At 73.1% G+C, this 12,502-nt stretch carries 11 protein-coding genes; 6 read left to right on the top strand and 5 right to left on the bottom strand.

Annotated features, from left to right (window positions below; genetic code table 11):
* Positions 1 to 42 precede the first annotated feature (42 nt).
* Both IF27_RS23935 and IF27_RS23930 read right to left on the bottom strand, forming a co-directional pair.
* Complete coding sequence (locus IF27_RS23935) at positions 43 to 885, bottom strand: thioredoxin domain-containing protein (protein ID WP_052851806.1); 843 nt, start codon at positions 883 to 885, stop codon at positions 43 to 45.
* A 65-nt stretch (positions 886 to 950) separates the two neighbouring features.
* Entirely contained in the window at positions 951 to 1,634 is a 684-nt protein-coding gene (locus tag IF27_RS23930; protein WP_052851805.1) for a hypothetical protein, read from the bottom strand.
* Positions 1,635 to 1,855: 221 nt separating this feature from the next.
* Between IF27_RS23930 and dnaE the strand changes: the two genes are divergently transcribed.
* Positions 1,856 to 5,395: a DNA polymerase III subunit alpha gene (dnaE, locus tag IF27_RS23925; protein ID WP_052851804.1), complete on the top strand. Its 3,540-nt coding sequence runs from the start codon at positions 1,856 to 1,858 to the stop codon at positions 5,393 to 5,395.
* 482 nt (positions 5,396 to 5,877) lie between these two features.
* Here the strand turns inward: dnaE and IF27_RS31865 are convergent, their stop codons facing one another.
* Positions 5,878 to 6,003, bottom strand: coding sequence for a hypothetical protein (locus IF27_RS31865; RefSeq protein WP_263053853.1), 126 nt, complete (start codon positions 6,001 to 6,003; stop codon positions 5,878 to 5,880).
* 208 nt (positions 6,004 to 6,211) lie between these two features.
* Here IF27_RS31865 and IF27_RS23915 point away from each other — a divergent pair, with 208 nt between their 5' ends.
* The 5 genes from IF27_RS23915 to IF27_RS23895 all read left to right on the top strand — a co-directional run bounded on the left by IF27_RS23915 (position 6,212) and on the right by IF27_RS23895 (position 11,139).
* Complete coding sequence (locus tag IF27_RS23915; RefSeq protein ID WP_052851802.1) at positions 6,212 to 7,447, top strand: NYN domain-containing protein; 1,236 nt, start codon at positions 6,212 to 6,214, stop codon at positions 7,445 to 7,447.
* A 175-nt stretch (positions 7,448 to 7,622) separates the two neighbouring features.
* A complete protein-coding gene (locus tag IF27_RS23910; protein ID WP_110946194.1) occupies positions 7,623 to 8,582 on the top strand; it encodes an ABC transporter ATP-binding protein in 960 nt (319 codons plus the stop codon).
* The gene (locus tag IF27_RS23905) at positions 8,579 to 9,424 is read left to right on the top strand and encodes an ABC transporter permease (protein ID WP_052851800.1); all 846 of its coding nucleotides are present in this window, start codon (positions 8,579 to 8,581) and stop codon (positions 9,422 to 9,424) included. Before IF27_RS23910 ends, IF27_RS23905 begins: the two co-directional genes overlap by 4 nt.
* A gap of 88 nt (positions 9,425 to 9,512) precedes the next feature.
* A complete protein-coding gene (locus IF27_RS23900) occupies positions 9,513 to 10,232 on the top strand; it encodes an ABC transporter permease (protein WP_223291188.1) in 720 nt (239 codons plus the stop codon).
* Positions 10,233 to 10,287: 55 nt separating this feature from the next.
* A complete protein-coding gene (locus IF27_RS23895) occupies positions 10,288 to 11,139 on the top strand; it encodes a Cof-type HAD-IIB family hydrolase (RefSeq protein ID WP_052851874.1) in 852 nt (283 codons plus the stop codon).
* A 15-nt stretch (positions 11,140 to 11,154) separates the two neighbouring features.
* On the opposite strand, the gene ybaK is transcribed toward IF27_RS23895, so the two are convergent.
* Entirely contained in the window at positions 11,155 to 11,652 is a 498-nt protein-coding gene (gene ybaK, locus IF27_RS23890; protein ID WP_052851799.1) for a Cys-tRNA(Pro) deacylase, read from the bottom strand.
* Positions 11,652 to 12,398, bottom strand: coding sequence for an LON peptidase substrate-binding domain-containing protein (locus tag IF27_RS23885; RefSeq protein ID WP_052851798.1), 747 nt, complete (start codon positions 12,396 to 12,398; stop codon positions 11,652 to 11,654). The genes ybaK and IF27_RS23885 overlap by 1 nt, the downstream gene beginning before the upstream one ends.
* Between the last annotated feature and the right edge of the window lie 104 nt (positions 12,399 to 12,502).

The raw sequence follows: 12,502 nt of genomic DNA, 5'->3' as shown, positions 1-12,502 counted from the left end.
GACGCGGTGGGGCGGGCCCGGGGGACCGCCCCACCGCGGGGCTCACTGCGCCGCGCTGTTGTCGGCGATCATCTGCTCGAACGCCTCGGGGGTCTGCGGTGTGTCCACGACCTCGCCGTTGTAGCGGAGGGTCGGGGTGCCGGTGACGTCGTCCGTGCTGTCGAACGTGTCGGACATCCGCAGGGCCCAGGCCGCGTACGTGCTGTCGTTCACCGCCGCCTGGAAGTCCGCGTTGTCCTTCAGCTCGGGCACGGTCTGGGCGATGTCGATGAGGTTCTGGTCGTCGCCGAAGTCGTCGGAGCGCTCGTCCGGGTGGTGCTCTGCCGAGTAGAGGGCCTCGTGGTAGGCGACGAACGCCTCGGGGCTCACGTCGAGCGCGGCGCCGAGTGCCTCCAGGGCGTTCTTGGAGCCGCTGCCGCCGAAGCTGTCGTCGAGGAAGGTGCCGAAGACGTAGTCGATGCTGTAGGTGCCGTCCTCGACGCCCTGCTGGATGGAGTCGCCGACGTTCTGCTCCAGCGCGGCGCAGACCGGGCAGCGGGGGTCCTCGTACAGCGTGAGGGTGTTGGGGGCGTCGGCGTCGCCGATGCGGACGGTCAGACCGTCGTCACCCGTGGTGTTGGCGGGGGCGGCGTCGGGGAAGCCGCCGTCCGTGCCGTCGTCCACCTGGGAGCGGACGGCCGACCAGTCGGTGGCGTCGTTCGAGCCGCCGCCGCTCTGCCCGGCGACGGCGACGCCCACGCCCGCGGCTATGCCGAGGACGACGACGGCGCTGCCGGTGACGGTGAGGCGCCTGCGGACCTTCGCCTTGCGGGCCTCGCGCTCGCGTTCCGCGTGGAGGCGGGCGCGCGCGGCGCGCTTGGCATCGAGGGAGTTGCGCTTGCTCATGGCTGTGGTGCTCCGTCTGCTGTGGGTCACGTGCTGCTGCGGTCGGTTCGGGCGGTGCGCTCGACTCAGACGGCGAGCGCGGTGCCCGCGGGCGGACCGCGGCGCAGGACGGAGCGGTACAGCGACAGCGTGGCCGGGAGGTGGCCGTCACGGCTGTCCGGGCGCGGCGTGGCGCCCGGGGCGGCCGGGACCGACGCGCGGACGAAGGCGAACGCGACCAGCAGCGGGCGGAACCCGGCGGCCACGGCCGCGCGCAGCGTGCGGGCGACGGCGGCCTCGCCGCCGCGCAGCCAGCACGCGGCGACGAACCCGGCTATGAGGTGCGCGGCGAGCAGCCCCAGCGGGCCGCCTGGCAGGTCCACGGGCCCGGCGAGCTGCGTCAAGGGGGCGCCGAAGTCGGCCCCCCCGCAGATCAGATCGACCCCGAGCATCCGCAGCGGGCCGGTCACCGGGCCGCCGCCCGGCCCGTAACAGGTGGCCTGTCCCGCGGTGAAGACGGTGTCGGCGGCGAGCTGGAGGGGGAGCAGGAGCCCGGCGATCGCCCACAGACCGCGCTCGCGCTCCCCGGCCAGGAGGAGGGCGAGGAGGAAGACCACCGCGAAGACGGCGGCCACCGCGGGCGCGGGGAGCGGTGCGTCGGACAGCAGCACGTGCGCACCGGCGGAGAGCGTGACGAGCAGCGCCGCGAACACCGCGGCGCGCGTCACGCGCAGACCGGAGCCGTGGGAGGACCCACGGAAAGCTGACATCCCCACGCTGGCGAGTGTGCCACGCCGGGCCGTAGGGACGTCGTAAAGGCCGCTCCCCACCCCCTCCGCCCACACCGCGTTGACCTTGGGAAACGCGCCGCGCACCCCCGCTGACCTGCGAGGACACGCTCGGCGCCGACGCCGGAGCCCGGCGTCGGGACGGGAGGTGAGCGGGGTAGGGTCGGGGAACCAAACCACCCCTGCTGCGGAAGGCCCGTGGAGTGACCAAGCCGTTCACACACCTGCATGTTCACACCCAGTACTCGCTGCTGGACGGTGCGGCGCGGCTCAAGGACATGTTCAAGGCGTGCCAGGACATGGGCATGTCCCACATCGCGATCACGGACCACGGGAACCTGCACGGCGCCTACGACTTCTTCCAGCAGGCGACGGGCGCGGGCATCACGCCGATCATCGGCATCGAGGCGTACGTCGCGCCCGAGTCGCGCCGCCACAAGCGCCGCGTCCACTGGGGCCAGCCGCACCAGAAGCGCGACGACATCTCCGGCTCCGGCGGCTACACGCACAAGACGATCTGGGCGTACAACAGGAACGGCCTGCACAACCTGTTCCGCCTCTCGTCCGACGCCTACACCGAGGGCTACTTCGTGAAGTGGCCCCGGATGGACAAGGAGACCATCGCCCAGCACGCCGACGGCCTGATCGCGTCCACCGGCTGCCCCTCAGGCGAGGTCCAGACGCGGCTGCGCCTCGGCCAGCCCGACGAGGCGCTGAAGGCCGCCGCCGAGTACCAGGAGATCTTCGGCAAGAGCCGCTACTTCCTGGAGCTGATGGACCACGGTCTTGAGATCGAGAAGCGGGTGCGGGACGGGCTGCTGGACATCGGCAGGAAGCTGGGCATCCCGCCGATCGTCACCAACGACAGCCACTACACGTACGCGGAGGAGGCCGGGGCCCACGACGCGCTGCTGTGCGTCCAGACCGGCAAGAACCTCTCCGACCCCGACCGCTTCCGCTTCGACGGCGCCGGGTACTACCTGAAGTCGCCCGAGGAGATGTACGCCGTCGATCTGTCCGACGCCTGGCAGGAGGGCTGCGCCAACACGCGGCTGGTCGCCGAGCAGGTGGACACCGAGGGTTGGTTCAAGCCGCGCGACCTGATGCCGCGCTTCGACGTGCCCGACGGCTACACGGAGGTCACCTGGTTCCGCGAGGAGGTCGCGCGTGGCATGGGCCGCCGCTACCCCGGCGGCGTGCCGGACGAGCAGCAGCGGCAGGTCGAGTACGAGATGGGCGTCATCATCCAGATGGGGTTCCCCGGCTACTTCCTCGTGGTCGCGGACTTCATCATGTGGGCCAAGTCGCAGGGCATCGCGGTCGGCCCAGGCCGCGGCTCGGCGGCCGGGTCGCTCGTCTCGTACGCCCTCGGCATCACCGACCTCGACCCGCTCGACCACGGGCTGATCTTCGAGCGGTTCCTGAACCCCGAGCGCATCTCGATGCCGGACGTGGACATCGACTTCGACGAGCGCAGGCGCGGCGAGGTCATCCGGTACGTCACCGAGAAGTACGGCGCGGACAAGGTGTCGATGATCGGCACCTACGGCACCATCAAGGCCAAGGCCGCGATCAAGGACGCCTCCCGCGTGCTCGGCTACCCGTACGCGATGGGCGACCGCATCACCAAGGCGATGCCCGCCGACGTGCTCGGCAAGGGCATCCCGCTGTCCGGCATCACCGACAAGGACCACCCGCGCTACAGCGAGGCGGCCGAGGTCCGGGGGATGTACGAGAACGAGGCGGACGTCCGCAAGGTCATCGACACGGCGCGGGGCCTTGAGGGCCTGGTGCGGCAGATGGGCATGCACGCCGCGGGCGTCATCATGTCGAGCGAGCGGCTGGTGGACCACGTCCCGCTGTTCGCCCCGAAGAACGACGGGGTGGTCGTCACCCAGTGGGACTACCCCACCTGTGAGTCGCTCGGCCTGCTGAAGATGGACTTCCTCGGGCTGCGCAACCTGACGATCATGGACGACGCCGTCAAGCTCATCAAGCAGAACAAGGGCATCGACGTCGAGCTGCTGAAGCTGCCGCTGGACGACCCGAAGACCTTCGAACTGCTCGGCCGCGGCGACACCCTGAGCGTCTTCCAGTTCGACGGCGGCCCGATGCGGTCGCTGCTGCGCATGATGAAGCCGACGCACTTCGAGGACATCTCCGCCGTCGGCGCCCTGTACCGTCCCGGGCCGATGGGCATGAACAGCCACATCAACTACGCCCTGCGCAAGAACGGCCAGCAGGAGATCACGCCGATCCACCCGGAGCTTGAGGAGCCGCTGAAGGACGTCCTCGACGTCACCTACGGTCTCGTCGTCTACCAGGAGCAGGTGCAGAAGGCCGCCCAGGTGCTCGCCGGGTACTCGCTCGGACAGGCCGATCTGCTGCGCCGCGCGATGGGCAAGAAGAAGAAGGAGATCCTGGAGAAGGAGTTCGTCCCCTTCCAGCAGGGCATGCGGGAGCGGGGCTACTCCGACGAGGCGGTCCAGGCGGTGTGGGACGTCCTGGTCCCCTTCTCCGGCTACGCGTTCAACAAGGCGCACTCCTCCGCGTACGGTCTGATCACCTACTGGACCGCCTATCTGAAGGCGAACTACCCGGCCGAGTACATGGCGGGCGTGCTCACCTCGGTCAGGGACGACAAGGACAAGTCGGCGATCTACCTCAACGAGTGCCGTCGTATGGGGATCAAGGTGCTGCCGCCCGACGTCAACGAGTCCGAGGCGTTCTTCACCCCCCGGGGTGACGAGACGATCGTCTTCGGCCTCACCGCCGTGCGCAACGTCGGGCAGAACGTGGTGGATTCCATCGTCGCCACCCGTAAGGCCAAGGGAAAGTACACCTCTTTCCCCGATTTCCTCGACAAGGTCGAGGCCGTGGTCTGCAACAAGCGGACCGTCGAATCCCTCATCAAGGCCGGTGGATTCGACACGCTCGGCCACACCCGCAAGGGCCTCACCGCGCATTTCGACTCGATGATCGACAATGTCGTGCAGGTGAAGCGCAAGGAGGCGGAAGGGCAATTCGACCTCTTCGGCGCCATGGGTGACGACGGAAAGGACGACGGCCCCGGATTCGGGCTCGACGTCGTCTTCTCCGAGGAGGAGTGGGAGAAGACCTACCTGCTCGCCCAGGAACGCGAAATGCTGGGCCTGTACGTGTCGGACCACCCGCTGTTCGGCATCGAGCACGTGTTGAACGACAAGGCCGACGCCACCATCTCCGCGCTCACCGGCGGCGAGTACCCGGACGGCGCGACGGTCACCATCGGCGGCATCATCTCCGGCCTCCAGCGGAAGATGACCAAGCAGGGCAACCCGTGGGCCATCGCCACCGTCGAGGACCTCGCCGGCTCGATCGACTGCATGTTCTTCCCCGCGACCTACCAGCTGATCTCCACGCAACTCGTCGAGGACACGGTCGTCTTCGTCAAGGGCAGGCTGGACAAGCGCGAGGACGTGCCGCGGCTGGTCGCCATGGAGCTGATGGTGCCCGACCTGAGCGACGCCTCCCGGGACGCCCCGGTCACCATCACCATCCCCAGCGTCAAGGTCACCCCGCCGCTCGTGGAACGCCTCGGCGAACTCCTCGGCCAGCACCGGGGGCCGACCGAGGTGCGCGTCAGGCTCCAGGGCAGGCGCACGACGACGCTGCTGCGCCTCGACCGGCACCGCGTCCAGGCGGACCCCGCGCTCTTCGGCGACCTCAAGGCCCTGCTCGGTCCCGCCTGCTTGGCCGGATAATGGAATCGGCTTTACCTGACCGGGGCATCCGCGGAGCTACCTTCGATATCGAGAACATCGCCATTGAGGGGATCGAAGGGGTGGGTTGCCGTGGATGCCCGAATGATAGCCAAGTCCGTCTTTCTGCTGCGTGAGGTGCACGCCTCGCGTGACGAAGCGGTACACGCGTTGCTGGAGTATTTCCCGGGGGCCGCATTCGAGGACCGTCTCCGGTGTGTGCACGAGGCATATGACATCGTGCACCACGGGGAGATGACCGTGTACTCGCTGCCGTCCCAGGTGTCGGACGCCCGCTATTTCGCCGCGGCGCACGAGCGGCACGCGTTCACGGACTGACGCGCGCGGCACGGGCCGCGGCCGTGGGCCCGGATCACGGTCGGCGCGCACGGCGCACGAAGGGCGCACTCCCTCGGGGGGTGCGCCCTTCGTGTCTCACTCCGCGCGGGGGCTCGTCGTCCCTCCCGGGCGGGGGCCGCGTGCGGTCAGTTGTGCCCGAAACGCCGTTCGCGCTTGCGGTTCTTGGGCTGCTCGACCGGCGCCTCGGGACGGGTCTCCCCGGTGGGCGTCTCGGGCGGCCTGCGGCGACCGCTGTCCTTGTCCTTGGCCATGTTCCCTCCTGGCGCTGCGGCGACTCTCGGGGTGCCCTCCCGCGTCACGCGGAACGGCGGCTCAGCACCAGCGTCGCACGGCGCGCCATAGTTCGCACTCCGGGCATTACGGGTATCCGATTCGCCACGCCGAAGATCGAGTTGGCGCAGATAACGGCGCCCGTGTCGGGCAGACTCAAGAAAACGTTCCGGGGAAAGAAGGTGCTACGTGGACCGCTGCGTCGTCCTGGTGGACGCCGGGTACTTGCTGGGCGCCGCGGCCAGTCTTCTCGCCGGAGAACCCGCCAGGCCCAGGATCTCGGTCGATCACGCCGCCCTCATCCACGGGCTGCGCGAACGCGCCGAGGCCGACACCGGCCGGAACCTGTTGCGCATCTACTGGTTCGACGGCGCGCCCGACCGCGTGCCGCAGCCGGAGCACCGCAGGCTCCGCGTCATGCCGCGCGTCACCGTACGCCTCGGCGCCCTCACCCGCAGCGACGGCCGCTGGGCGCAGAAGGGCGTGGACGCCGCGATGCACGCGGAACTGACCGAACTCGCCCGCAACCGCGCCTGCGCCGACATCGTCCTCGTGACCGGCGACGGCGACCTGCTCCCCGGCCTCATGTCCGCGAAGGAGCACGGCGTCGCCGTCCACCTGTGGGCCGTGCAGGCCGCCGACGGCGACTACAACCAGTCGGAGGACCTCGTCGCCGAGGCCGACGAGCGCCGCGTCCTCGACCGCGCGTGGATCACCCGTGCCGTCCGCGTCAACGAGTCGCAGATCGCGGGCACGCCGCACTCGGCGCCCCGCCCTGAGATCGCCGCCATCCTCGCCGCACCCTTCCCCGAGGCCGCGGGGACCGCCGCCGACACCGGCACCCGGCGGCCCGCGCACGCCAAGAACGGTGCGGGCCCCGACGACGACACCGCGCCGTGCCCCCCGGAACAGCGCGTCAACGGGACGCCGGTGGCCAAGGGCGTCCCGACGCCCAAGGACCTCGCGGGTCTCGGCCGCCCCCTCCCCACCGGCCCGCAGCCCGGCGCCCCCGCCACGGCGACCCTGCGCTGGTCGTCCGACCGCGGCTGGGTCGATCGCGGCGCCCCCGACGAGGCCCCCGAGATCGCGGCCATCCCGATGCTGTCGCAGGTCACCACGGCCGAACAGCGCTGGGCCGACCGCGAGGAGGACATCACCGCGGTCAGCGGCGACCCGTTCGAGGTCGGCCAGGTCTTCGCGCGCCGCTGGGCCGAACGCCTCGCCGCCCCGCTCCACCTCCAGCGGCTGTCCACCGAGTACCCCCGCATCCCGCACCGCATCGACGGCGAACTCCTGCGCTACGCCGCCCGCTTCGGCCTGCTCGCCCACAAGGACGACCAGATCGACGAGCAGGACAGGTACGCGATCCGCGCCGGGTTCTGGCGCGAGGTGGACGCCAGGACCGGCGCGGAACGCACCGCGTGACCCGCCGCCCCGGCCCGCCGGGACCGCCTCGCGGGCGCGCGGCCGTGCGCCCGGCGGCGCGCCCCGGCGTCCGGCACGGCAGCCGCGCCGCGTAGGCTGCCTCCTCGTGGCCTCTTCGAGCGCACGGCCCGGCCCCCCGACAGCGCGCCCCGTCAGCACCGACGCGGCGCTCGCCGTGCGCGACCTGGTCAAGACCTACCCGGCGGGCCGCGGCAGGCGCGGCGCCGCCCCCGCGCCGGTACGGGCGAGCGACGGCGTCAGCCTCGACATCGCGCACGGCGAGATCTTCGGGCTCCTCGGCCCGAACGGCGCGGGCAAGACCACGCTCGTCAAGCAGCTCACCGGCCTCCTGCGCCCCGACTCGGGCGCCATCACCCTCCTCGGCCACGACCTGGTACGCCACCCGCGTCGCGCCGCCAGGCTGCTGGCCTACCTCGGCCAGGAGTCCACCGCCCTGGACGAGCTGACGGTCGCCCTCGCCGCCGAGACCACCGCGAGGCTGCGCGGCCTCGACCTCGCCGCCGCCCGCCGTGAGCGCGACGACGTCCTGGAGGAACTCGGCCTCACCGCCCTCGCAGGGCGGCCTCTCAAGCGCCTCTCCGGCGGTCAGCGGCGCCTCGCCTGCCTGGCCGCCGCGCTCACCGGCCGCCGTCCCGTCCTCGTCCTCGACGAGCCGACCACCGGCATGGACCCCGTCGCCCGGCGCGCCGTCTGGGCCGCCGTGGAGCGGCGCCGGGCCGCCGACGGCGCGACGGTGCTGCTGGTCACGCACAACGTCCTGGAGGCCGAGACGGTCCTCGACCGGGTCGCCGTCCTCGACGCGGGCCGGGTGATCGCCTGCGACACGCCTGGCGGCCTCAAGGCGCTCGTCGGCTCCGACGTGCGCCTCGACCTCGTCTGGCGCGGCGACCCGCCGCTGCACGTCCCGGCCATCGCGGACGCCCGCCGCGCCGCGACCGTCGCCGGGCGCCGCTGGACCCTGCGTCTGCCCCCCGACCGTGCCCGCGCGCTGGTCACCACCGTGACCCAGGGGCCCGCGTTCGCCGCCCTGGACGACTTCACCCTGGCGACGCCGAGCCTGGAAGACGTCTACCTCGCCCTCGGCGGCAGGGGAGAAGGGCTGGTCCGTTCGTGACCGACACCGAGATCCACACCGCCCGTACGCCCCGCGCCGCCCCGGCACCCGTCCACGCCACCGCCCCGGCCGCCGCCGGTCCCGCGCCCCTGGCGCCCGCCGCCCGGCTGTGGCCCGCGCTCGGCGCCGTCTACCGGGCGCAGCTGTCCCGGGCACGCGTCGCCCGCATCCCGCTGCTGTTCGTCGCGACCTTCCAGTCGATCGGGATCATGGTCCTGATGCGCGGCGTGGTGGACGGCGGCGGGGGCGAGGAGGCGCGCGCCGTCGTCGCCGGGTCGGCCGTGCTGGTCGTCGCGTTCGTCGCGCTCAACCTCCTCGCCCAGTACTTCGGGCAGCTCCGCGCCACCGGCGGGCTCGACCACTACGCCACGTTGCCGGTGCCCGCCACGGCCGTCGCGCTCGGGACGGCGGCGGCGTACGCCTCGTTCACCGTGCCGGGCGTGCTCGTCACGGCCGTCAGCGGCGGTCTGCTGTACCAGCTGCCGATGGGCGGCCTGTGGGTCGCCCTCGCCGTCGTCCCGCTGGCGGGCGCCGCGCTCGCCGGGCTGGGCGCCGCCCTCGGGCTGCTCGCGCCGCGCCCCGAACTGGCCACGCTGTGCGGGCAGCTCGGCATGTCGGCCGCGCTGCTGCTCGGCGTCCTGCCCACGGCGCGGCTGCCCGAGCCGACGCTGTGGCTGCGCGACCTGCTGCCGTCGAGCTACGGCGTCGATGCCCTCGCCGACGCGCTCGGCCCCGCCCCGGACTGGGCGTCGGTCGCGGGGAATCTCACGGTCTGCGCCGTGACCGGCGTCCTGGCGCTGGCGCTGGCCACCTGGGCGTACCGGCGCGCGGCCGTCAGGTAGGGCCCGTCTTCCAAGGGGTCGCGCCGCCGTGCGCCCGAACGGCCGTCCCGGGGCCCGAACACACGGGCGTACCTGGCAGGATGATCAGGTGACCGAACCCGAGCCCGGACGCGACCAGGGCCCCGCATCCCCGCCAGGCCACGACCCGTGGGCGGCGCAGGCCGTCGCCGGGAGCCAGGACGGCGGGGGCGGCCCGGCGCAGTGGCCGGGGGAGATACGCGACGGCCTGCTCGTCGCCGTGCCGACCGCGCTGGTGACCGGTGTGCTGCTCGCCCTGGCGTGGCTGTGGTGGGCGCCGCGCGTCCCGCTGGTCAAGAGGGGCGACGCGGTCCTGCTCGCCGACTCCGAGGGGCAGCAGGCCGTCGGGTCCGACGGAACCTTCCTGCTCGCCGGGCTCGCGCTGGGCGCCCTGGCGGGCGTCGCCGTCCACCTGCTGCGGCGCCGCGCGGGCGTCGGCACCGTGGTCGGCCTGGCGGTCGGCGGCTTCCTCGGCGCCCTGCTCGCCTGGCGGCTCGGGATCTGGCTCGGCCCCACGCAGGACGTGCTGGCGCGGGCCGCCGAGGTCGGCGACGACGTGCGCTTCGAGGCGCCGCTCGAACTGGGCGCCAAGGGCGTGCTCCTGGGCCTCCCGTTCGCCGCCGTCGGGCTGCACATGTTCTGCACCGCCGTGTGGATGCCCCGCGAGACGCCCCCGCCCCCCGCGGAGCTGCCGCACTGGCAGAGCCCCCGCTGGCACGAGGCGAGCGGCCGTCAGGGCGGGGACGAGGCGGGTGGCAACGGCGCGGGCGGCGCGGACGGCAGGGCGTGACGACGCCGGGGCCCCGCCCCGGCCGCCCCGCGCGGGCCCCGTACGGTGGGACACCATGACCTCCCCGCACCAGGCGCCGCGCCCGTCCGCCACCCCCGACATCCGGCTCGTCGTCACCGACCTCGACGGCACGCTGCTCGACGCCGCGGGCCGCCTGCCCGACGCCTTCGGCGCGACGCTCGCCGAGCTGAACCGGCGCGGCATCGTCTTCAGCCCGGCCAGCGGACGCCAGTACGCCACCATCGCCGGGCTGTTCGCGGGCGCGGACGACGGCATGGTCCACATCGCCGAGAACGGCGCCTACGTCGTCCGCGACGGCCTTGAGGTCAGCTCGGCGCCGCTTGAGCCCGCCGTCGCGGCCCGGATCGTCAGGTCGGTGCGCCAGCTCACGGACGAGGGCGCGGACGTCGGCGTCGTCGTCTGCGGCAAGCGCGCCGCCTCGATCGAGCGGACGGACGCCGCGTTCGTCGCCGAGGTCGCGAAGTACTACGCCGCGCGCCGGACCGTCACCGACCTCACCGCCGTGGACGACGACGTCGTGAAGGTCGCCGTCTTCGCGTTCGGCGACGCGGCCGGCACCGTCGCGCCCGTCCTCAAGCCGCTGGAGGCCACGCACCAGGTCGTCGTCTCGGGCGCCCACTGGATCGACGTGATGCAGCCGGGCGTCAACAAGGGCACGGCCGTCCGCCGTCTCCAGCGGGAACTGGGCGTGACGCCCGCGCAGACCATGGCGTTCGGCGACTACCTGAACGACCTGGAGATGCTGGACGCGGCCGAGTGGTCGTTCGCCATGGCAGGGGCCCACCCCGACGTGATCCGCCGCGCCCGCCAGGTGTGCCCCGCGCACACCGAGAACGGCGTCCTGCGCACGCTCGCCCGCGTCCTGGACCTGCCGCCCGTCGCGTGACGGCCGCGTGCCCGCCTACCTGGCGAGCGGCGCGGTCCGCGCCCCGGTGAGCGCGACGAGGTCGGACGGGGCCAGCTCGATCTCCAGGCCGCGCCGCCCGGCGGAGACGAACACCGTCCCGTGCCCGAGCGCCGACACGTCGATCACGGTCGGCAGCCGCCTGCGCTGCCCCAGCGGCGAGATCCCGCCCCGCACGTACCCGCTGCTGCGCTCGGCCGCCGCCGGATCGGCCATCGCTGCCCGCTTCCCGCCGACCGCGGCCGCCAGCGCCTTCAGCGACAGCTGCGCGGGGACGGGCACCAGCGCGACCGTCAGCGCGCCGTCCACGTCCGCCACCAGCGTCTTGAACACCCGCGGCGGGTCCACGCCCAGGGCCTCGGCCGCCTCGTTGCCGTACGACGCCGCCGCCGGGTCGTGCGTGTACGCGTGCAGCGTGTACGCGACGCCCGCGCGCGCCGCCGCCACCGTTGCCTGCGTGCCCCCCTCGGCGGCCCGCCGCCCGCGCCCCGCCATCAGTTGAGGCTGGTCGGCCGGACGGTGAACTCCGCGCCCGGCACGGACGGCAGCTTGCCGATCACCGCGGTCTCCTGCCGCAGGATGCGCAGTTCCTCCGCCAGCCGCGTCGCCGTGTCCGCGGCCTGGAGCAGCCGCTGCTTGTCCGGCGTGTAGAGCATCGTCGCCGCCGCCACCAGGTAGGACACCACCGACGGGTCGTCCGGCAGGTCCTGGCCCGGCGCGAGCGACCGCTCGTTCGCCCCCGCCAGCACCTTCTGGTACGACCTGAACGCCCGCAGCACCCCCGCCGCCAGCGCCCCCGCGCCCTCGCCCGCCACCTCGTCGAGCGGCTCCACCTCGGCCGTCAGGTACGGTCCGTCCGCGCTCACCGAGACGAGGCGGAACCGCGTCGTGCCGGTCGCCAGCACCTCGTACCCCTCGTCGCCAGGACGCTCGCGGATCGTCGAGGCGTCCGCGACGCAGCCCACCTCGTGGAACGAGCGGCGCGGGTCGCCCGGCGCGAAGCCCGAGCCCGCCGTGGCCTCCGGCGGCTTGCCCGACTCCGGCAGGCCCACCTCGCTCGGCGACGTCTCGTGCCCGTCCCTGATCGCGACCACGCCGAACGGCCGCGGGCCGTCCTCGGGCAGCTCCATCAGGTCCGCCATCAGCGCCCGGTACCGCGGCTCGAACACGTTCAGCGGGAGTACCAGACCCGGGAACAACACGGTGTTCAGCGGGAAGAGCGGCAGGCGCGTGGTCGTCACGACCGGCCAGCCTATCGGCTGCGCGATGGCCTGTCCGGAGGGACGGGGCGATGCGTCCCCGCCGTGGCCGCCCGGGGCCCGCCCGCATGCCGAAACGCCGTGCG

This window comes from Streptomyces avicenniae (assembly GCF_000719135.1).
Lineage (GTDB): Bacteria > Actinomycetota > Actinomycetes > Streptomycetales > Streptomycetaceae > Streptomyces > Streptomyces avicenniae.
This window is presented reverse-complemented; position numbering and strand designations above follow the sequence as displayed.